Annotated in this window: 20 protein-coding genes; 14 read left to right on the top strand and 6 right to left on the bottom strand. The window is 59.8% G+C overall.

The features are described 5' to 3' along the window. Nucleotides 1-15 precede the first annotated feature (15 nt). The gene (locus EI290_RS06525; RefSeq protein WP_185816872.1) at nt 16-1,020 is read left to right on the top strand and encodes an ABC transporter permease; all 1,005 of its coding nucleotides are present in this window, start codon (nt 16-18) and stop codon (nt 1,018-1,020) included. Then, nucleotides 1,017-1,985, top strand: a complete 969-nt coding sequence (locus EI290_RS06520) for an ABC transporter permease (protein WP_125427922.1) — start codon at nt 1,017-1,019, stop codon at nt 1,983-1,985. Before EI290_RS06525 ends, EI290_RS06520 begins: the two co-directional genes overlap by 4 nt. 470 nt (nt 1,986-2,455) lie before the next feature. On the opposite strand, the gene EI290_RS06515 is transcribed toward EI290_RS06520, so the two are convergent. Both EI290_RS06515 and EI290_RS06510 read right to left on the bottom strand, forming a co-directional pair. Then, a complete protein-coding gene (locus EI290_RS06515; RefSeq protein ID WP_125427920.1) occupies nt 2,456-3,355 on the bottom strand; it encodes an SDR family oxidoreductase in 900 nt (299 codons plus the stop codon). A 21-nt stretch (nt 3,356-3,376) separates the two neighbouring features. Then, a complete protein-coding gene (locus EI290_RS06510) occupies nt 3,377-4,018 on the bottom strand; it encodes a peptidylprolyl isomerase (RefSeq protein WP_125427918.1) in 642 nt (213 codons plus the stop codon). Between the two features lie 175 nt (nt 4,019-4,193). Here EI290_RS06510 and EI290_RS06505 point away from each other — a divergent pair, with 175 nt between their 5' ends. Then, nucleotides 4,194-4,817, top strand: a complete 624-nt coding sequence (locus tag EI290_RS06505; RefSeq protein ID WP_125427916.1) for a DUF2238 domain-containing protein — start codon at nt 4,194-4,196, stop codon at nt 4,815-4,817. 109 nt (nt 4,818-4,926) lie between these two features. Here EI290_RS06505 and hemC read toward each other — a convergent pair whose 3' ends face one another. The 4 genes from hemC to EI290_RS06485 form a co-directional block, all read right to left on the bottom strand. Beyond that, on the bottom strand, nt 4,927-5,862 hold the full coding sequence (gene hemC, locus EI290_RS06500; RefSeq protein ID WP_246008873.1) for a hydroxymethylbilane synthase: 936 nt from the start codon (nt 5,860-5,862) through the stop codon (nt 4,927-4,929). 194 nt (nt 5,863-6,056) lie between these two features. Further along, nucleotides 6,057-7,190 (bottom strand): DNA polymerase III subunit, encoded by a 1,134-nt coding sequence (locus EI290_RS06495; protein ID WP_125427912.1) that lies wholly within the window; start codon nt 7,188-7,190, stop codon nt 6,057-6,059. Between the two features lie 94 nt (nt 7,191-7,284). Continuing rightward, on the bottom strand, nt 7,285-8,490 hold the full coding sequence (locus EI290_RS06490; RefSeq protein WP_125427910.1) for a GlmU family protein: 1,206 nt from the start codon (nt 8,488-8,490) through the stop codon (nt 7,285-7,287). Between the two features lie 174 nt (nt 8,491-8,664). After that, nucleotides 8,665-8,910: a type B 50S ribosomal protein L31 gene (locus EI290_RS06485; protein ID WP_125417889.1), complete on the bottom strand. Its 246-nt coding sequence runs from the start codon at nt 8,908-8,910 to the stop codon at nt 8,665-8,667. A gap of 195 nt (nt 8,911-9,105) precedes the next feature. Here EI290_RS06485 and EI290_RS06480 point away from each other — a divergent pair, with 195 nt between their 5' ends. The 11 genes from EI290_RS06480 to EI290_RS06430 all read left to right on the top strand — a co-directional run bounded on the left by EI290_RS06480 (nt 9,106) and on the right by EI290_RS06430 (nt 20,120). Further along, nucleotides 9,106-9,504 carry a hypothetical protein gene (locus tag EI290_RS06480; RefSeq protein ID WP_125427908.1) on the top strand — a complete coding sequence of 133 codons (399 nt, stop codon included), beginning with the start codon at nt 9,106-9,108 and terminating at the stop codon, nt 9,502-9,504. Nucleotides 9,505-9,666: 162 nt separating this feature from the next. Further along, nucleotides 9,667-10,248, top strand: coding sequence for an RdgB/HAM1 family non-canonical purine NTP pyrophosphatase (gene rdgB, locus EI290_RS06475; protein ID WP_125427906.1), 582 nt, complete (start codon nt 9,667-9,669; stop codon nt 10,246-10,248). Between the two features lie 193 nt (nt 10,249-10,441). Then, entirely contained in the window at nt 10,442-11,059 is a 618-nt protein-coding gene (locus tag EI290_RS06470) for a uridine kinase family protein (RefSeq protein ID WP_125427905.1), read from the top strand. A gap of 186 nt (nt 11,060-11,245) precedes the next feature. Next, on the top strand, nt 11,246-11,614 hold the full coding sequence (locus EI290_RS06465; protein WP_125427903.1) for a hypothetical protein: 369 nt from the start codon (nt 11,246-11,248) through the stop codon (nt 11,612-11,614). A gap of 143 nt (nt 11,615-11,757) precedes the next feature. Then, nucleotides 11,758-14,733: a protein translocase subunit SecDF gene (gene secDF / locus EI290_RS06460; RefSeq protein ID WP_125427901.1), complete on the top strand. Its 2,976-nt coding sequence runs from the start codon at nt 11,758-11,760 to the stop codon at nt 14,731-14,733. Between the two features lie 248 nt (nt 14,734-14,981). After that, the gene (locus EI290_RS06455; RefSeq protein WP_125427899.1) at nt 14,982-15,596 is read left to right on the top strand and encodes an RNA polymerase sigma factor; all 615 of its coding nucleotides are present in this window, start codon (nt 14,982-14,984) and stop codon (nt 15,594-15,596) included. After that, a complete protein-coding gene (locus tag EI290_RS06450; protein WP_125427897.1) occupies nt 15,571-17,115 on the top strand; it encodes a hypothetical protein in 1,545 nt (514 codons plus the stop codon). Before EI290_RS06455 ends, EI290_RS06450 begins: the two co-directional genes overlap by 26 nt. A gap of 161 nt (nt 17,116-17,276) precedes the next feature. Further along, nucleotides 17,277-18,167 (top strand): hypothetical protein, encoded by an 891-nt coding sequence (locus EI290_RS06445; protein WP_125427895.1) that lies wholly within the window; start codon nt 17,277-17,279, stop codon nt 18,165-18,167. Further along, entirely contained in the window at nt 18,146-18,619 is a 474-nt protein-coding gene (locus tag EI290_RS06440; RefSeq protein ID WP_125427893.1) for a hypothetical protein, read from the top strand. Before EI290_RS06445 ends, EI290_RS06440 begins: the two co-directional genes overlap by 22 nt. A 3-nt stretch (nt 18,620-18,622) precedes the next feature. Next, nucleotides 18,623-19,210: a YceI family protein gene (locus EI290_RS06435; protein WP_125427891.1), complete on the top strand. Its 588-nt coding sequence runs from the start codon at nt 18,623-18,625 to the stop codon at nt 19,208-19,210. A 7-nt stretch (nt 19,211-19,217) separates the two neighbouring features. After that, entirely contained in the window at nt 19,218-20,120 is a 903-nt protein-coding gene (locus tag EI290_RS06430; RefSeq protein WP_125427889.1) for a DUF5777 family beta-barrel protein, read from the top strand. Nucleotides 20,121-20,251 lie beyond the last annotated feature (131 nt).

Here is a 20,251-nt window from a genome sequence, read left to right as displayed (position 1 = left end):
CATCTTCTCCGAACGGTGGGCTCCGCCTGGCTTATTCTGTCGGTGTTGTTCTTGCTGAGCCGGGGCGCCACTGACCAGCGCAGCCTGCTACAGACTATGGTGGAAAGTAGCGCCCGCCTTGGCAGCTTGCTGGAGCAACCAGCCGTCAGTCAGCAGCTGCTCCAGCGCTATGGGTTGGATGCCCCACTGTTTTACGTGAGCTGGCAGCCAGCTACCGGCTGGTACTGGCACGGCTTCCACAATCAATACCATACCTGGCTGACGCAGCTTCTGCAGGGCAACCTGGGCACCTCTTACCGCTCGGAGGAGCCCGTGCTGGTGTTGCTGGGGCAGGCCCTCCAGTACACATTGCCGCTCACGATGCTGGCGGCCACTTTGAGCATTGCCCTGGCGTTGTATCTGGTGGCGGCAACTGGCTACCGCCCAATAGTCAGCAATTGGGTAATGAGCATGGCGCACACGCTGCAAAGCATTCCATTGTTTCTGCTGGCGCTGGGTCTGCTGCTGCTGCTGGCCAACCCCGATGCGCTCAACTGGTTTCCGGCTTTCGGCCTGGGTCCCACCGGCCCGACCAGTACTAGCTGGAGCCACCCGCAGGCATTACTTTATCAGCTTACCTTACCTACATTGAGCCTGGTTTTGGGCAGCTTTCCGGCCCTGGCTATTCAGCTGAATGGCTCTTTGCACCAGGAACTGGCCCGCCCGTACGTGGCTACGGCCCGCGCCAAAGGCACGTCGCAGGGGCGCACCATCTGGCGTCATGCCCTGCGCAACGCCTTGCTGCCAACTGTTACGCTCCTTACCGAGCTGTTGCCCAGCATCGTGGCTGGCTCCGTGGTGGTTGAGGTAATTTTTGCCCTGCCAGGTATGGGCCGACTGATTGCCGACGCGGCTGTACAGCAAGATTATCCGGTACTATTGGCCGGGGTTGGCTTGGTGGCAATTGTACGGTTACTGGCCCAACTGCTCGCCGATATTCTGTACCCGCTCCTGGACCCTCGTATCCGGATTACGGCATGAAGAGGCCTTTTCGCACGGTGCAGCGGGGGCTGGCCATCAGCTGGCTGAGCCTATTGATAGTAGCGGCGCTACTGGCCCCATCAACCGTACCCACCCCCGATCTGGCCACTATCAATCAACCACCTTTTCATTCGACTCATTGGCTGGGTACTACCTCTCAGGGTCTGGATGTAGGGATGAGTTTGTGGCAGGGTGCCCGTACGCTGTTGCTGGTAAGTGTACCAGCGGCGTTGTGCACGTTACTTCTGGGCGGTTTTCTGGGGGGTATAGCTGGCTACTGGGGCAATACCGGCCTGCGGATAACCCGTACTCAGTTGGTCCTGATGGTGGCTGGTGTCGGGCTGGCCGGGCTGCTTCTCTCTTGGTTTCCGGGGGCGGGCGGCTGGCCTTGGCTGGGCGTACCGGCAGCGGCAGGGTTAGGCCTCTTACCATGGCGAAACAAGAAGCCTTCCACCAACACCTGGCCCTTCCCCGTCGACAGTAGCATTCTGGCCCTGATTGCCTTGGTAAACTCCGTCCCGTTACTGGTATTGGTAGTTGCCGTTGCCTCCATACAACGCCCCTCCCTGGCAGGTGTGGTAGCTCTGCTGAGCCTTACCTGCTGGCCTACTCCTGCCCGCCTCATGCGGGCAGCAACGCTACAGAGCCGTAGTCAACCTTACATAGAAGCCGCGCAGGCAGCCGGCCTGCCGGCTGTCCGCATCCTCTGGCGGCATATTAGCCCGAATGCGCTGCCAGTACTTCTGGTGCGTTTTCCGCTCACGGTGGCAGTCCTGATCAGCCTTGAGACTACCCTATCCTTTCTGGGGGTAGGCCTGCCCCCGGAAACTCCCAGCTGGGGCCGACTCTTAGCAGCTGTGCGCCAAGCACCTGCCAATTGGTGGCTGATGCTATGGCCAGGCTTAGCCATTGCCTTTACTATTCTTAGCCTACAGTATATAGCTACTTCGAAAGAAGGAGAGTAGATGTCACAAATCTTCGCTTTTTCAGCTAGCAGCCGTACTAAAAGCCAGTTCAAAACAGTGTCACTATTTGTATCCCAGACTATTTAACACTTGTTGCACAGCGCATGAGTCTAAAAATGGCTATTTAATATTATTAAATAACAAGTCACAATTACTGCAGAAGTGTCCTTTACAAGGCCTTATTTCTCCTATAATATTGTCATAGGGAACGACGAGCAAGAGGGGACTAACCCTTTACAACCGGGACTTTGTGCCGGGTTCATCTCAGTTGTCCATTCTTTCCGGCCGACTGGCGCCGGCAAGGCTGCTGATTAATCAGCGGGTTACTAGTACCGCTATACGGGCGGTTTTTTGACACGATAATTCATGTAGGGAGCTTCTGCGGCTGCTCGTAGCGGCTCCTTTACAAACAGGTTGTTGCAATAGGTGTGTGAAAATCCCGCGGGCGTTGTTCGCGGGTTTTTTGCGTTTTAGGCAGTTTGGGAAGCCAGTAAAGCAATGCCTTCAGCCAACGTGTGCGGCTGGTAGCCCAACTCCCGCTGAGCCTTTTCAATAATGAAGCCAGTGCGCAAGGGGCGCCGGGCAGGCTGCGTAAAGGTGCTGGCATCAACCGGGCTAATGAGTGAAGTATCCAGGTTGAAGTGGGCGGCCACCGCCAGTGCAATCTGGTAGGGCGTGTACAGTTCTGGCCCACCCAGGTGGTAAATACCCGTTGCGTTGTGCCGGGCCGCCAGCCAGCAGCCCATAGCCAGATCCTCCGCCAGCGTGGGTGTGCGGAGCTGGTCGTTTACCACGCGAACTGGATTGCCGGCCCGCAGGGAGTCGCGCACCCAAGTCACGATGTTGGTGCGGCCATAGTTGTGGGCCGTACCATACACCAGCACCGTGCGCAAGATAGTCCACGGAGCCTGGCAGGCCCGCACCAACTGCTCGGCTGCCAGCTTGCTGTGTCCGTAAAAATTCACGGGCTCCGGTACCGCATCCTCGGCCAAGGGGCCCTGGTTTCCACTAAAAACAAAATCGGTGCTAAGGTGCAGCAAGTGCACCTGCTGCTGCCCACAGGCGGCAACCAGGTGAGCTACTGCTTCCACATTTTGGCGCCAGCACTCCGCCTGATTCAGCTCGCACTCGTCCGCATGGGTCATGGCGGCAGTGTGGATGAGGTGCGTGGGACGCTCCTGGCTGATCATCTGCAGTACCTGCTCGCGGTGGGTTGTATCCAATGTCACAAACCGTACTTCCGGGTACACCGTGGCCAGCTTGTTGGCTCCCCGGGAAGTAGCTACCAACTCCACCTCGCGCTGCTGCCGCAACAGGGCCACCAGCTTCTGTCCGAGCAGGCCATTGGACCCAGTCACCAGGATTTTCATAGTAGCAAATGCCGGAGATGCTTAGTACTGATAGCCGTACAGTTCGGTAATCTTTTTCTTTTTGAGCTTCTCCACTTTTACCGTCATTTTGAGGTCCGTAACGGGGCGGTTCCGCTCGGCGGCGGGTTGCTGCGCAAGTTTATCTACCACGTCCTGCCCGCTGATAACCTGCCCAAACACCGTGTATTGCCCATCGAGGTGAGGCGTGCCCTGGGGGTTCTGCACGATGTAGAACTGCGAGGCGCTGCTCATGCGCTGGGGGTTAATGAAATCGGGGGTACGGGCGGCAGCCACGGCCCCCCGCTTGTGCGTGAGCTCGGGACGAATTTCGGCCGGAATCATTTTTTCGTCCGTCTGTCCGGCTCCATCATTGTTGGGGTCGGCATCCTTGGAGTTGGGGTCGCCGCCCTGAATCATGAAGCCCGGAATGATGCGGTGAAAGGTGGTGCCATTGTAGAAGCCGCTCTGGGCCAGCTTCAGGAAATTGGCTTTGTGCAGGGGAGTCACATCAAACAGAATCAGCCGAATGTCGCCCTGGGGGGTGCTGATAGTCACCACCTCATCTTTGCGACTAGTACGGGGCTTTTTAGCGGCCTGCGCGGCCGATACTACCACGCTCAAAAACAGACTTACCCAGAGGGCACGGCGCAAAACATTCCGCATAAAGAGGCACGATTCGGAGGTGAAGAAGCCCGGCGAAGTTACGCGGTTTTGCCGGGTCACACATGACCGAATGACGCAAGCCAGCCCTTTCCGGCCAGAGTTATTTTTGAGTGTAGACAGCGAATGGAACCGGTTTACGTATGCCGGTAAGCTCAACCAACTATTCTGCCGCAGTATGCCCCAACCTCTCCCCTCTTCGACTACTTCACATTGGTTTCCGAAAGTCCTCCTGGCCGCCTACCTCATTGAGTTTGTGGCGCTGGGCATCAGCCCCACCGACCGAGGCACATGGTGGGCCGAAAATATTCCGATTCTGCTGATTGTGGGGGCCCTGGTACTGCTGTACGTACGTGGGGTGCGGTTTTCGAACCTAGCCTACGCCCTGATGAGCGTGCTGATTTTTATGCACACCGTGGGCGGGCACTACACCTTCGAGAAAGTGCCGTTCGACTGGTTCAATAACCTGTTTGGCTTCAAGCGCAATATGTACGACCGGGTAGCTCACTTCTCGGTGGGTTTCTACGCCTACGCCCTTATCGAGTACCTCGACCAGCGGGACCTGATCCGGAGCCGTTTTCTGAGCTACTTGCTGCCCCTGTGCGTGATTGGCACCGTGGCCATGAGCTACGAGCTGATTGAATGGGTGTACGCCGAGCTGGCCGGCGGCGACGCCGGGGCCGCCTTCCTGGGCAGCCAGGGCGACATCTGGGACGCTCAGAAAGACATGCTGGCCGATACCAGCGGGGCCGTTTTTGCGCTGGTGTTGTACGCGCTGTTTGGCCGAGGGAAAAGAGAATAGATACAGAATTGTCATCCTGAGCAACGCGAAGGACCTTACCACGTCAAAACAATTCGTTCAGGCGTGGTAAGGTCCTTGGCGTTACTCAGGATGACAGACCGTATAGTTGCTAAGCCCGCTCCCGTCGGATATCGTCAAGAATTTGCTGGCCGCCGCGGGCGAGGATGCTTTCGGCCAGTTGAACACCGGTTGCTTCAGCCTCGGCGGGGGGGGCGGTGCGGGTTTCTTCGATGAACTGCTGGCCATCGAGGCTGATGAGGCCGGCGTGAAGCTGCAGAGTGGCGCCGTCGGGGCTGAGGGTGGCCAGGGCGAAGCTGGGGATGCTGCAGCCGCCTTCCATGGTGCGCAGAAACGCCCGCTCGGCGGCCAGGCACACGTGGGTGACGGCGTGGTCGAGGATGCGGTGCAGTTCGGCTTTGAGGGCGGGCTCCAGGTTGCGGGCGCACTCAATGGCTACGCTACCCTGGCCAGTGGCCGGGATAAACTGGGTTTCGGGCAGAATATGGCGGATGAGGCCGTCGTACTCCATGCGGTGTACGCCGGCGTAGGCCAGCACTAGGGCGTGGTATTGGCCTTCTTCGAGCTTGCGCAGACGGGTTTGCAGGTTGCCACGGGCTTCGGCGGCGGTAGCGTGGGGCAAAAACCGCTTCAGCATGGCCTTGCGACGGGTGCTGCTGGTGCCCAGTACCAGGTCGGGGCGCTGCAGGTCCAGGTTGGCATCAAAGCTCACTACCACGTCGTTTACCCGCTCCCGCTCCATAAAGGCCAGCAGCTCCAGGTCGGCAGGAATAGTGCTTTGCACGTCCTTGGCGCTGTGTACGGCAATATCAATGTGGCCGGTGCGCAGGCTCTCTTCCAGCTCCTCGGTGAATACGCCCTTGGCCCCAATCTTATCCAGGGAGCGGTCCAGCACCACGTCGCCCTTGGTAGTAATGATGACGATTTCGGGCGAGAGGCCGGCGGCCGTGAGGAAGTCGGCTACGTGGTGAGCCTGCCACAGCGCCAGCTTGCTGCCGCGGGTACCAATGCGAATGGAAGTCTTCAACTTGGAAACGAATTCAGAAACTATGATACTTGGGAGCCTAAACAGCCCCAGGCCTTCGCCTCTACAAAGATACGCACCCCTTCTAAGCCAGCTGGCTATACGGTGTTTAGCAGCAGCTATATGTATTTAGCAAACTATATTTTCGCTAATTTCAGCCAATTAAGAGGCTTTTTCGTTGTTCAACACGGTATTTTTCACAGCCGCAGCAACTCGGCCACGCGCAAGGAAACATCCAGAAATACCATGCGCGGGTTAGCGTTGCGCTCCACGTGGTAATGGGCCTCGTTCAGTTCCTCGGCCAGTTGGGAGGCGTTGCGGGGCGTTACAAACGGGCTAAAGCCTTTCACGAAACCCTGCTCCTGCTGGGGCAGGTGGGGCACCAGCTGCGCATCTAGTCCAAACAGCAGCACCTTGCGCATGAGCGTGAGGGCGTACTGCAGAAACTCCTTCTGATTTTCGCGGCCCAGCTTCTGAAACTCGTCGCACTTCTCCAGCATGTCGGCCACCTTGTTGGCGTAACAGGTGCGCATCCAGCTTACAAACAGGGCAAAATAGTCGTGCTCTTCCTGGCCGGAAGCCTGCGCCGCCAAGGCCGCGCCAATGTTGCCTTCCGTGAGCTGGGCCAGCTGCCGGGCCTTCACCTCGGGCACGTGCTGCACGTCGCGCAGCCAGGTCGTCAGCTCCGGCTCCGGCACGGCGCGCACCACTACCGGCTGCACCCGGCTGATGATGGTAGGCAGCAGCTGCTCGGGGGCGTTGCTCACCAGCAGGAAAATGGTGGCGGGTGGCGGCTCTTCCAGCAGCTTCAGCACGGCGTTGGCGGCTGAAGGGTGCATAAGCTCCGGCAGCCAGATAATCACCAGCTTAAACCGCGCCTCGAAGGCTTTCAGGCTCACCAGCCGCAGCAGGTTCACGCTTTCCTCCTTGGAAATGTTGCCCTGCTTGTTTTCGGCCCCGATGTGCTGCATCCAGTCGTTGAGGCCCTGGTAGGGGTTCTGGAGCACAAATTCCCGCCACTCGGCCGCAAACTTGCTGCTCACGGCATCCTTGGTTACCGCTTTGGTGGTGGTAATCGGCAGAATAAAGTTGAGGTCGGGATGAATGAGCTTGTCGATTTTCTGGCAGCTGGCACACCGCCCGCAGGAATCGTCCGCCTCCGGGGTGCGCGCCTCGCAGTTCAGAAACGCCGCGTACGCCAACGCCAGGGCCAGCGTAGCGGACCCCTCGGCCCCGCGAAACAGCTGGGCGTGGGCCACGTGGTTGCGCCGCACACTGCCAAGGAGTACCTGCTTTACCTGCTGCTGACCGGGTATTTCGGAGAAACGCATACTGTTTTAGTTGATAGTTTTTAGTTGTCAGTTGTCAGTTGTCGGTTCGCTTTGACGGAATCTGACAACTGACAACCAGCAACTAACAACTAAATTAGACTCGCTCCCACACCCGGTCTTTGGCCGTGGCCTCGTACACGTGCTGCATAATGCCTTGCTCCACGGCGTCGTACTGGAACTGGCGGCGGGCCATCACGCGCTCCGCTACCTCCGTTACTTTGGGCAGCTTAAAGGTTTCAAAGCCGGCCGCGCCGCCCCAGCTGAAGCTCGGGATGAAGGTGCGCGGGAAGCCCGCCCCGAAGATGTTGGCCCCCACGCCCACCACCGTGCCGGTGTTGAACATGGTGTTGATGCCGCACTTGCTATGGTCGCCCATCATCAGGCCGCAGAACTGCTGGCCGGTGTTCACGAAGCGGCCGGCCGAGTGGCTCCAGATTTTAACGGGGGCGTAGTTGTTCTTGAGGTTGCTGGTGTTGGTATCAGCCCCCAGGTTGCACCACTCGCCAATCACGGAGTTGCCCAGGTAACCGTCGTGGCCCTTGTTGCTGTAACCCAACAGAATGCTGTTGCCTACTTCACCGCCCACTTTGGAGTAGGGACCCACGGTATTGTCGCCGCGCATTTTGGCCCCGGCGTTGATGTGGCTACCCTCGCACAAAGCCAGCGGCCCGCTGATGATGGCGCCTTCGTGCACTTGGGAATTGCGGCCCAGGTAAATAGGGCCGTTTTCGGCGTTGAGGATGGCCGCCCGGATTTTCACGCCCGGCTCGATGAAGATGTTCTCGGGGGCGTACACAATGGTGTGCTTGTCGCCGATGGGCTCCGACTGCCGCCCTTTAGTGAGCAGGTCAAAATCCCGGCGAATTTCGGCCCCGTTGCGCAGGAACAGGTGCCATACGGCTTGAATGACCGTAACGGGCTCCAGCACGTCGCGGGTTTTCTGGAAGCCTTCCTGAATCAGCTCGGCCACCTGCGTAGCATCAGCCAGGTGGGCGGCTACCAGCATTTCCTCATTAAACAGGGCCTCACCGGGGGCCAGGGCCTGTACCTGCTGCACCAGCAGATCGTCGGGGCAGATGGCACCGTTGATAACGAGGGCGGGGCCCTGGGTGTCGCCGGCCGGGTATTTGGCCTGCAGGTAGCTTTCGGTGAGGTAGCCCACCTGCGTCACGCCCAGGCGATGCTGCCACTTCTCGGCTAGGGTAAGAATACCACAGCGCAGCGCGGCTACCGGCCGGGTGAAGGTAAACGGCAGCAGGTGAGGCCGGATGGCGGGGTCGTCGAAGAGCAGAACGTGCATGGTAGGCGAAGCGGTTAGCTATTGGCTGTTAGCTGATAGCTCTGGCCATTGAATTTGGCCACTGGAGAATGAATGGGCAAAAATGGCAAATAAAAAACTCCCTTCGGAGAGCCAAAGGGAGTTTCTTGAAGAAAGCTATCAGCCAACAGCTAGTAGCTAACAGCTTACGAAAAGCTATTTTTTCTTGTAGCGGTTCATGAACTTCTCTACGCGGCCAGCCGTGTCGAGCAGAACGTTTTTACCGGTGTAGAAGGGGTGCGACTCCGAGCTAACTTCCACCTTGATAACGGGGTAAGTTTTGCCGTCTTCCATGGTGATGGTCTCGTTGGAGTTCATCGTGGAGCGGGTTACAAACTTGAAGCCGCTGGAAGTGTCCTGGAATACCACTTCGCGGTACTCGGGGTGAATGTCTTTTTTCATGGTCGTAGGGCCGTTTTACCTTGGTACCTGCCGATTTTGCGGAAGGGACTGCAAAAGTACACGTTACGCTTGGATTTCAAAAGGCCCTGCTTGCTTTTCTGCGGCATAACCGATACTTAACACGGTCAGCTTCTGATTTCTGCTCGGATACCTGTATACTTACCCCGCTTTCTTTTCGCCGCTCCACTTATTGCTATGCCCCGTACCATTACACTTGTTGTGGCTTGTTTGCTGGTGTCGTTGCTGGCGTACGGAGCAGGCGTTACCTTCTTCCGGGCCCGGATTCAGGATGAGCGGGTGCAGCTGGAATGGCCCGCGAACCGAGAGCAGGTCAGCAGTGGCTACGAAGTGTACCGCCAGGAGTACCCGGCTGATGAATTTGTTAAAATTACTACCCTGGTGCCAACGGCCCAGCCCTGGTACCGCTATACCGATCCGCACGTGTTACGCCCGAATACCAGCCCGCAGGCCGTTACATACCGCCTGGCCGTGCGCACGGCTACCGGTACCCGCACGTATCAAACCACTCCGGTTCCGCCGGCAGATAATGTAGTGGTCCGTTCCTGGGATACCATTAAGCGGATGTTCCGCTAGCAAGGAAGCGGGAAAAAATAGCCGGCGCACCGTACTACCAGCCCCCACCCTGTTGGCTTCTCCCAAAACAAAATAGCAGCAGGGCGTATGTTTGCGACGCACTTTGTTCGCGTCAGCGGCTGGCCCGTCCTGTATTCTGCTCCTGTTTTTACTCTGTTCCGTATGCGCTTTTGCTTCGCTTCCAACAACGCCCACAAGCTGGATGAAATCCGCCCCCTACTGCCTGCAGCGGTAGAGCTGCTCAGTCTGGCTGATATTGGTTGCCAGCAGGAGTTGCCCGAAACCCAGGATACGCTGGAGGGCAACGCCCGCCAGAAGGCGCAATACGTGTGGGACCATTTTGGCATAGCCTGCTTTGCCGATGATACCGGTCTGGAAGTAACGGCCCTGAATGGGGCTCCGGGCGTGTACTCGGCCCGGTACGCCGGCCCCCAGCGCCGCGCCGAAGACAACGTACACAAGCTGTTGCAGGAGTTGGAGGGTGCCACCGACCGCTCGGCCCAATTCCGGACGGTAATAGCACTGGTACTGCCCGGAGGCGAGGTGCACGAATTTGCCGGAGCGGTGCAGGGCCGCATTACCGAACACCCCCAGGGCTCCGATGGATTCGGCTACGACCCGGTATTTCAGCCGACCGAAGGCGACGGACGCACATTTGCTGAAATGACCATCGACGAAAAAAATGCCATCAGCCACCGTAGCCGGGCCGTTGCTGGGCTAGTGGGGTTTCTAAACGGGCAATAGGAGCACTAAACCGTTGTTTTGGCCCCGCAGGAAGCGGCCGGTGCTCCGGTGACTCCAGTAAGCAACAAACCACCGGCTTTACCCGGAAGTAGGGGCCTAGAGTCCCTCTCCATTAACCATTACTTCATCACCTCATCCTTTCTGCTTACTTTTGCAGGGTTGGCCCCGCCGGTACGGGCCTATTCCCCCCACCATGCAACACCCCTTCATCGTCGGTATCACGGGCGGCAGCGCCTCCGGCAAAACCACCTTTTTGCGCCGGCTGCTCGCTTCGTTTCCCGAAGAAGAAATCTGCCTGATTTCGCAGGATAACTATTACCACCCCCGGGAAAGTCAGACGGTTGATGCCCAAGGCGTCACCAACTTCGACCTTCCCGGCAGCATCGACTCGGCGGCGTATGCGGCCGATGTGCTGCGCATCAGCCAGGGGCTGGAGGTGCGTCGCCAGGAGTACACGTTTAACAACCCCAACGTGGTACCCGCCGAGCTGGTGTTTCAGCCCGCGCCCATTGTAGTAGTGGAGGGAATTTTCGTATTCTACTTCGAGGAAGTGGCCAAGCTGCTGGACCTGAAAGTGTACATCGACGCCCGGGAGCACGTGAAACTGCAGCGCCGCATCGTGCGCGACCGGGACGAGCGGGGCTACGACCTGGAGGACGTACTCTACCGCTACACCAACCACGTGGCGCCCACCTACGAGAAGTACATCAAGCCTTTCAAGCACGACGCCGATATTATTATTCCGAATAATCGGCATTTTGATAAAGGCCTGGAGGTACTGGTGTCGTTTCTGCGCAGTAAAATCGGCTAAAGCCGCAGCAGCGCGGGCAACCCCAAGCCGCCAGAAGTTGTACCCCGAAGCTGTGCTTCGGCCCGCGCCAGGGGGAATACCCTTCTTACGCGGCCCGAAGCACAGCTTCGGGGTACAACTTCTTTCGGGCGCGGCTGGTCCTAGCCCGAGCAAAAACCTATATTTGTAGCTCTTACCCCCACTCCGTTGCGTTTCCTCACCACTAGTCTGCCTCGTCTGCGTTTTGCCCTCATCACAGCTACGCTGCTGATGGTGTTGGGGCTGAACCACCAGGCCGTGGCTACGCTGCGGGTGCTGCCGGCTGGCTCCTCAACCCGGGTGGCAGTGGCTTCGCGCACGGCAGTGGTGAAGCAGCGGGTAATCCTCGAAGCTACGTCGCCGCTAGGCTTGTACGTAGCTCCGGCCGCCGATGCCTGGCTGCCGCTCCCGGTGCTGCTGCCTCTGGCGCAGTGGCTGCCGGCCTGCTCCACCGGGCCCCAGGCCCGACCCAGCGCCGTACCCGATTTTTTCCGGATGCGGCTACTGCTGGCGGCACTTTCGCCCCAGGCCCCCTAGCCACCAGGTCGCCTGTTGCCCGGTGCCTGCTTCTGCTCCTACCCACGGAACAGAAGCCCCATGTTGTTGCCGGTAACTGCGTGCGGCCTGACAGAGCCCCTTCCCACCTTTCCTCTTTCTGGATTATCCAACCTTACTTTTTCATGCGTAATAAAGGACTCATCATTACGCTGACCGTTCTCGTGTCGGTGTTATGTCTTTACTTCCTCTCCCTCACCCTCGTTTCGCGGGGGGTACAGCGGGATGCGGCGCGCTACGCCTCGCGTAGCGGTCAACTCAACGAAAAGCAACGGCAGCACTACCTCGACTCGGTGTGGCGGGCACCGGTTTTCGGTCCCCTCACCTATAAAGAGGTACGACAGTCGGAGCTGGGCCTGGGCCTGGATTTGAACGGCGGAATGCACCTGACTATGGAGGTGTCGCCGGTGGAGATTGTGCGCGCCATGAGCGGCAACTCCAAGGACCCCGTGTTCAACAAGGCTATGGCCCAGGCGCAGGAGCTGCGTAAAACCAACCCCTCCACGCCCTTCACTACGCTGTTTGCGCAGTCGTTCCAGCAGATTGCCCCGAACGATAAGCTGGCCCGCATCTTCGCCAACACTACCAACAAGGGAGCCATCGACATCAACGCTTCCAATGAGAAGGTGATGAGCGAAATCAACAAGCAGGAAGAAGAAGCTATTGACCGCTCGTTCAACATCCTGCGCAACCGCATCGACAAGTTCGGTACCAGCCAGCCCAACATCCAGCGGGTGAAAGGCACTGGCCGCATTCAGATTGAGCTGCCCGGCGTGGACAACCCTGACCGGGTGCGCAAGCTGGTGCAGGGCCAGGCCAAGCTGGAGTTCTGGGAAGTGTGGCGCCAGGATGAGTTTGCGCCCTACCTGAACCAGCTGGCTCAGGTGCTGAATGCCCAGGAGCAGGCCGCGGCCCCCGCCGCCAAAGCTGCTACCGATACCACTGCCACGGCTGCCGCTACCCCGGCCGGCGACTCGACTTCCCTGGCCAGCCAGCTCGCCAAGAAAGGCACCAAGGCTACGGCCACGGCCGACTCGGCCGCGCCCCAGAAAAACGTACTGGCCAGCCTGTTCACCATGCCCGGCAAGCTGGGCGTGAACCTGCGCGATACGGCCCGCATGAACGCCATCCTGCGCAGCCCCGAAACCCGTGGCGTATTGCCCTCCAACCTCACCTTCCTGTGGGGAGCCAAGCCGGAGGAAATCAGTGGCCAGGAGTACCTGGAGCTGTACCCCATCCGCAAGGGCAGCGCCACGGAAGCCCCCATTGGTGGGGAGGTTATCAGCGACGCCAACGGGGATATTGACCCCATGAGCGGCCGCGCCGAGGTAACCATGCAGATGAACCCCACCGGGGCCCGCAAATGGCAGCGCCTGACGGCCGCCAACATTGGCCGTCAGATTGCCATTGTACTCGACGACTATGTATACTCGGCCCCGAACGTGCAGTCGGAAATTGCCGGCGGCAACTCCAGCATTTCGGGTAACTTCCAGATTGAGGAGGCCAAAGACCTGGCCAACATCCTGAAAGCCGGTAAGCTGCCGGCTCCCACCCGCATTGTGGAGGAAGCCGTTGTAGGTCCCTCGCTGGGCCGCGAGGCTACCAACCAGGGTCTGTTCTCGGTAATCGGGGGCCTGGCCATCATCATGTTGTTCATGGCCGTGTACTACGGCCGGGCCGGTCTGGTGGCTGATGCTGTGCTGCTGTTCAACCTGTTCCTGATTATGGGCGTGCTGGCCAACTTTCAGTTTGCCCTTACCCTGCCCGGCATTGCGGGTCTGCTGCTGGTAATTGCCGCCTCGGTGGATGCCAACGTGCTGATCTTCGAGCGAATCCGGGAAGAGCTGGATCATGGCCTGCAGCCCACCGACGCCATCAACAAAGGCTACTCGCGGGCAACTACGGCCATCTTCGACTCCAACGTAACCCAGCTGATTATTGCCGTTATCCTGGGCTTCTTCGGCACGGGCCCGGTACAGAACTTCGCCATTACCCTGGGTATCGGCGTGTTTACTTCCTTCCTGTCGGCGGTGTACGTGTCGCGCCTCATTATTGAGCGCATGGTGAAAAATGGCAGCACCAAGTCGCTGAGCTTCAGCACTCCTATTTCGCGCAACCTGTTCAAGAACATTAACCTGGATATTGTGGGCAAGCGTAAAATTGCCTACACCCTCTCTACCGTGTTCATTCTCATTGGCTTCGGGCTGATGTACCAGCAGGGTGGTCCTAACCTGGGGGTTGATTTCCGCGGAGGCCGGGAGTATATCGTGAACTTCAGCAAGCCAGTAGTGGCTTCGGATGTGCGCGACCTGCTCACGCAGGATTACTTCGGCGGCGCGGGTACGGAGGTGAAAACGTTTGGCGCCGAAAGCCGGCTGCGTATCACGACCGGTTACTTGGCGGCCGACGAAAGTGCTGATGCTGACAAGCAGGTGGAGGCTGCCATGTTTAAGGGGCTGAACACCAAGTACAGCGCCCTGAACCCGACTAAGGTAAGCTCCTCAAAAGTGGGCGCTACCATTGCCGACGACATCAAGCGGACCTCGGTGCTGAGCCTGGGCCTGACGCTGCTGGCTATTTTCGTGTACGTGCTGTTCCGCTTTGAGAAGTGGCAGTACTCGATGGCCGCCGTGGTAGCCCTGTTTCACGACGCCCTGATTGTTATTGCCTCCTTCCCGATTGCGCGGGCCCTGGGCCTCAACTACGAGATGGACCAGGTGTTTGTGGCCGCCGTGCTGACAACAATCGGCTTTTCCATGAACGATACCATCGTTATCTACGACCGAATCAGGGAATACCTGCGGGAAAACAAGCACCTGACGTTTGCACAGGTAGTTAACCCGGCTCTGAACTCGACCTTCTCGCGGACGATGATTACGTTTACCACCGTTTTCCTGGTGATGGTGGTGCTGTATGTGTTCGGAGGCGAAACGCTCCGCTCCTTCTCCTTCGCCATGATTATTGGTATCATTTTCGGCACGTACTCCTCGCTGTACATTGCAGCTCCGCTGATTCTGGATACCTACGGCCGCAAAGAGAAAGAGCGTCTCAATACCTCGGAAGCCGGCGCACCTAAGCTGAATACCGCCGCGCAGGCGTAACGTATCGTGCGGCAAAAAAGCACGTCATTCCGAGCGCAGCGGAGGAATCTCGCCCGTTAGTAATCAGATTACCATTACAACGTCAGCACGCGAGATTCCTCGGCTCCGCTCCGCTGCGCTCGGAATGACGTGCTATCTGAAAAACGACCAAAAAAGCCTGACCTCCCCGGTCAGGCTTTTTTTAGTATCTTTTTTTCCTGCTTCGGGCAACCTTTTTAGCACCTGCTCCGAGTTGCCCAATAACTCAGATGCTTCGCTCCGTGGCCGCCCCCGCACCCGATTCTGCGCTGCTTACCGAACTACTGGCCGGGTGCCGGCAGCTGGACCGTGCCTGCCAGCGCCAGCTGTACCGGCAGTATTTCTCCTACGCTCTCAGCATCTGTCTGCGCTACCTCCACGACCGGGACCTGGCCCAGGAAGCCGTAAACGACGGATTTCTGAAGGTATTTCAGGAACTGCCCCGCTTCGATGCCAGCCGGTACCCCGAGGACCTGGCGGGTTCGTTGCGGGGATGGGTGCGGCGCATTATGGTACGCACGGCCATCGACCAGTTCCGGCGCAACCACCGCCACGCTTTCCAGACGGAGCTGGAAGCGGCCGGACAGCACCCGGCCGAGGTAGGCAGCACGCCCTTGGATACCCTGTCGTTCGAGGAGCTGCTGCGCCTGATTGGGCAGCTGCCTCCAGCCTACCGGGCTGTATTCAACTTGTTCGCCATTGATGGCTACTCGCACGAGGAAATAGCCGAAAACCTGGGTATTTCGGTTGGAACGTCGAAATCGAACCTCTTTAAAGCCCGCACGCAGCTCAAAACGCTGCTTAAACAGCAACATCACCATGCCTACGCCGGATATGTCAGATGAGGAGTTGGACCGCCTGTTCCGCAGCGGTGCCGAAGCCTACCCCGACGAGGTATCCCTGTCGGGCTGGTTACACCTGCAGGAGCAGCTCGATGCCGCCGACCGCCAGCAGCTGGTGCAGCGGCAGGTGCGGCAGCGGGTGGCCCTGTGGTTTGCCGCCGAGCTGGTGCTGCTGGCGTTTTTGGCGCTGCTGTGGCACACCAAGCCGCAGTGGCAACCGGAGCTAGCCGGCACCGGGGTCCAAACCTCGGCTACCGCTACTGCGCCGCAGTCCGGCCGAAAGCAGGACCGCAAGCCCCCCGTAGCCGCTAAGCCGCGGCGGCCGGTGGCCGGGCGGTTGTATGCTACCAGCCCGGGTCTTTCTGCTGCTACTGATAATCAGGCTAGGTTTTCAACTCCTGCCGCCATCGACCTGACAGGTACCGCTAGGGCCTCTGCGTCCGGCGAGGCACGACGGGCAGCAAAGCTCCCTACTCTTGCCGGCCTTCTGTCCACCAGATCCGGTAACGGCAATGGCTTGCCCACCGGCGCTGAAACAATGCGGGCACCGGAGGCGGCTCCGGCCTCAACTACTCCCGCTTCAACCATTTCTGCTCCAACCACCACTTCCGCTCTTACAACCTCTTCCGTTTCTACCGCTGCAACGGCAGGCGCGGCAATAAACCCGCCAGTAGCTTCGGCCGCCGCGCCTGCTGGACCGACTCCCCTTGAAACTTCTGCGGCTACCGTTTCGGCCGCGCCGGCGCAAGAAAACGGCGGAGTTATCCCTGCCCCCACCCCACCTATCAGCGGGGCGGCGGCAGCCGCTACGGCTACAGCCGCGCTGCTTCCTCCGGCCGATTCTGCCGCCACGGCCTTACCAGTAGCCGCCCCCGATAGTGCCCAACCGAAGTCTCAGCGGCCGAAACCGGCTTACCGCGTACTGGTGGGTGTAGTGGGCGGCCCCGAGGCCACGGCCGTACTGCCGGGCCCCGCGCCGCGCGTGGGCGGAACTATGGGCGTGGCGCTGGAGTACCGCCTGACCTCCCGCTTTCGAGTGCGGACGGGCCTCGTGCGCAGCGTGAAGCGCTACGCTGCCCGGGGCTCCGATTATAACCCACCGCCTACGTACTGGACCCACCGCATTCCGGTGAACCAAGTAGACGCCAACTGCCGCATCCTGGAAATTCCGCTGGATGTGCGCTACGATGTTACCATACGGCCCGGCCAGACGCTTTACGCCTCGGCGGGCGTAACTTCTCTGCTGATGCGCCGCGAGCGGTACCGGTACCTCTACGAGTACAACGGGCAGTATATCGATAAGACCTGGAGCATTGACCAGAGCGGCAATGCAGCTTTCAGTCTGCTGCAGCTCGGTGTAGGCCTGGAGCGCGCCGTAGGCAGCCGCTGGCTGGTGCAGGCCGAGCCCTTTGTAAAAATTCCGCTAAGCGGCGTAGGCTTCGGCCAGATTAAACTGAGTAGCTCCGGCGTAATGCTGGGCATAAAATACGGGCTATTCCGGCCCCGAACGGTAGTTCCTTAACCGCATAGCGGCGCCTCGGCTGATGCATCGTCCGGGCTAGGCTATGGCATTTTTTTCTGGTGGCGGGTCTGGGCTACATCCTCGGACCCGGAGGTGGCCGCCCGCTCCGGAGCGGGTCTGGCTTCCCGCTGTCTTTTCTTCACTCTTTCTTCTTTTCCTGTATGACACGTTTTTTATTCCGCCGGACGCGCATTGGCGCACCGGGGGCGGGCCTGGCCTTGCTGTTGGGCTGGCTGCTCCTGACGGCCTGCGGCGGCTCCGACGGCCCGCCCGCCCAGCCTACGCCCGACCCCACCATCCGGCTGGCTACCTCGGCCACGCTGGGTAACTTTCTCACCGACAAAGCCGGCAACACGCTCTACTACTTTACCCGCGACGTGGACGGACAGAACGTGTGCACCGGCGGCTGCGCAGCTGTATGGCCTATTTTTTACGAGGCCGACGTGCAGGTGGGCAACGGGCTGCAGGCTTCCGACTTCAAGACCCAGCTGACGGCCGGTGGCCAGCCGCAAACTACCTACAAAGGCTGGCCTTTATACTACTATGCCCCGGCTGTAAACGGCCAGAATGTGCGCGAAGCCAGCGGCCAGACCACCGGCAACGGCATAGGCAGCGTGTGGTACGTGGTAAACCCCGGCTACTCCGTGATGGTAGCCACCAAAGCGGTAACGGATAAATCGACCAGCCAGGCCACTACCAAAAGCTTTCTGATTGACGGCAAGGGCCGGACGCTGTACTTCTTCCGCAAGGATGACCTCAACCCCAACACCCTGCCCACCAACTGCACCGGCTCCTGCGAGGCGGCGTGGCCGCCCTTTACTACCGCGGGCCGGCAGTTCCCAACGCTGCTGAAAGCGTCGGATTTTGGGACCATCACCCGCACCACGGCGGGTGGCGGCGGCCCCTATGGGGATGGCACGGCCTCCACGGCCCAGCTTACCTACAAGGGCAAACCGCTCTATTACTACACGGCCGACAACCTCACCCGCGGCCGGGTAGAAGGACACGGACTCGTGAGTGAGGGTGACCAATGGCTGGTGGCTACGCCATGAGCCGGCTGGTACCTCCGGGTGGCCGGGCCGTACGCGGGGGCGCACGCTCGGCCACTTTGCTCACCCCCGGCCGGCGGCCGGCGTGGTGGCTGCTGCTCCTGCTACTGGGGCTGCTCTCTACCTCCGCCTGCACCTACGACAACGTGGATGACCTATTGGGAAGCACCCCACCCGCTCCCTCCTGCGACTCCACGGCCGTCACATTCGCGGGAACCGTCGCACCGCTGTTGCAGCAGCGGTGCGTGAGCTGCCACAACAATGCCCGACGCAGCGGCAACGTAAGCCTCGAAACCTACGCCCAGGTGCAGCAGGTAGCCGCCGATGGCCGCCTGCTGGGGGTGGTGAAACACCAGCCCGGCTACCCCGCCATGCCCCAAAACCAACCACAACTGCCCACCTGCGACATTGCCCGCCTGCGGCAGTGGGTGCGGGCCGGTATGCCCAACAACTAAGCTATGCAACGACTACTAGGCTTGCTGCTCCTGGCTTTGCTGATGGAGCCGTGCCCCGACGGCCGGGCCCAAACCACCCGTTACCACACTCGGGCCGGCATGGTGTCCTTCTTCTCCGCCAGTCCTCTTGAGGATATTGAGGCCCGTAGCCAGCAACTGGCGGCCGTGCTGGATGCCCGCAGCGGGCAGTTGGCTTTTACGGTGTCCATTCGCTCGTTTCAGTTCAAGCGCAGCCTCATGCAGGAGCACTTTAATGAGAACTATCTGGAATCAGAGAAATACCCGAAAGCCACCTTTAGCGGGCGGATACTGGAGTGGAAGCCCGAAGTGCTGACGGCCACCGGGGCTGTGGCGGTGGTAGCCGAGGGCGACCTGACTATGCACGGCGTAACGCGCCACATCCGGGTGCCTGGTACGCTCACGCCCCTGAATAACCAGCTGCTGATGAACGCCAGCTTCTCGGTAGCCCCAGCGGAGTACAACATCGACATTCCGGCACTGGTACGCGACCATATTGCCAAAAACATTCTCATAACGGTTCGGCTGGCCTGTGCTCCGGTGCCGGGCGCTGCGGCCGTTTCTCAACCCTGATGTGTGTATGAACCGTTTTTTTACTTTGCGGCTGGGGTGGTTGCTGCTGGCCGTGTTGCTGAGCACGGTGGCCCACGCCCAGGACAGTCTGCTGGCTGAGCTCAATGCCCAGCCCCCCGATAGTACTCACCGTGAACTGGTGCAGGCTACTTTCAAAGGCACCCGCATCATCAACGGGCACTCCGTGGAAACACCCGGCCCCGGTACCCTGGTATTTCTGATTTCGCACCGCTTTGGGCGGCTGAACAGCGGAGCGTACAACCTGTTTGGGCTCGACCAGGCCACCATCCGGCTGGGGCTGGAATACGGCCTCACCGACCGCCTGGCCGTGGGCATCGGCCGTAGCTCCGTGGAAAAAGCCTACGATGGATTTGTGCAGTACCGGGCCCTGCGGCAGCGGGCGGGCGGCCTGCCGTTCAGTGCCACGCTGCTGGCTAGCTCCGCCATTAACACCCTGCGCTATTCGGCCGCGGCCGATGGGTTTGAGCACACCTTTGCGCACCGGCTCACCTATACCTGGCAGGCACTGCTGGCCCGCAAGTTCAGCCCAGCCCTGTCGGTGCAGCTGATGCCCACGGTAGTACACCGCAACCTGGTAGGCGAAAAAGCCACGCCCAACGATGTGTACGCCCTGGGGTTTGCGGGCCGGCAGAAGTTCACCAAGCGCATGGCTTTTACCTGGGAGTACTACTACCGCCTGCCGGGCTCCCGCATCGGCGGCCTGCGCGACGCTCTGGGTGCGGGCCTCGACATCGAAACCGGGGGCCACGTATTTCAGCTGCACGTCACCAATGCCAACAGCATGATTACTCAGCAGTTCATTCCCAGCACCAGCGGCCGGTTTTTTAAGGGCGACCTGTATTTCGGCTTCAACGTAGCCCGCAACTTCACCCTGAAACCGGGGCTGTAAGCAAGCAGCCGGCCAAAACAGTAGTGCCCGGCTCCGCCCGGAATAACGTGCGCAGGCACCCAGCCAACGCAAAAAGCCCCGTCTTCCGACGGGGCTTTTTGCGTTGGCTGGGTGCCTGCGAAATCGTGCGA

The sequence above is a fragment of the Hymenobacter metallilatus genome (genome assembly GCF_003944705.1).
Taxonomy (GTDB): Bacteria; Bacteroidota; Bacteroidia; order Cytophagales; family Hymenobacteraceae; genus Hymenobacter; species Hymenobacter metallilatus.
This window is presented reverse-complemented; position numbering and strand designations above follow the sequence as displayed.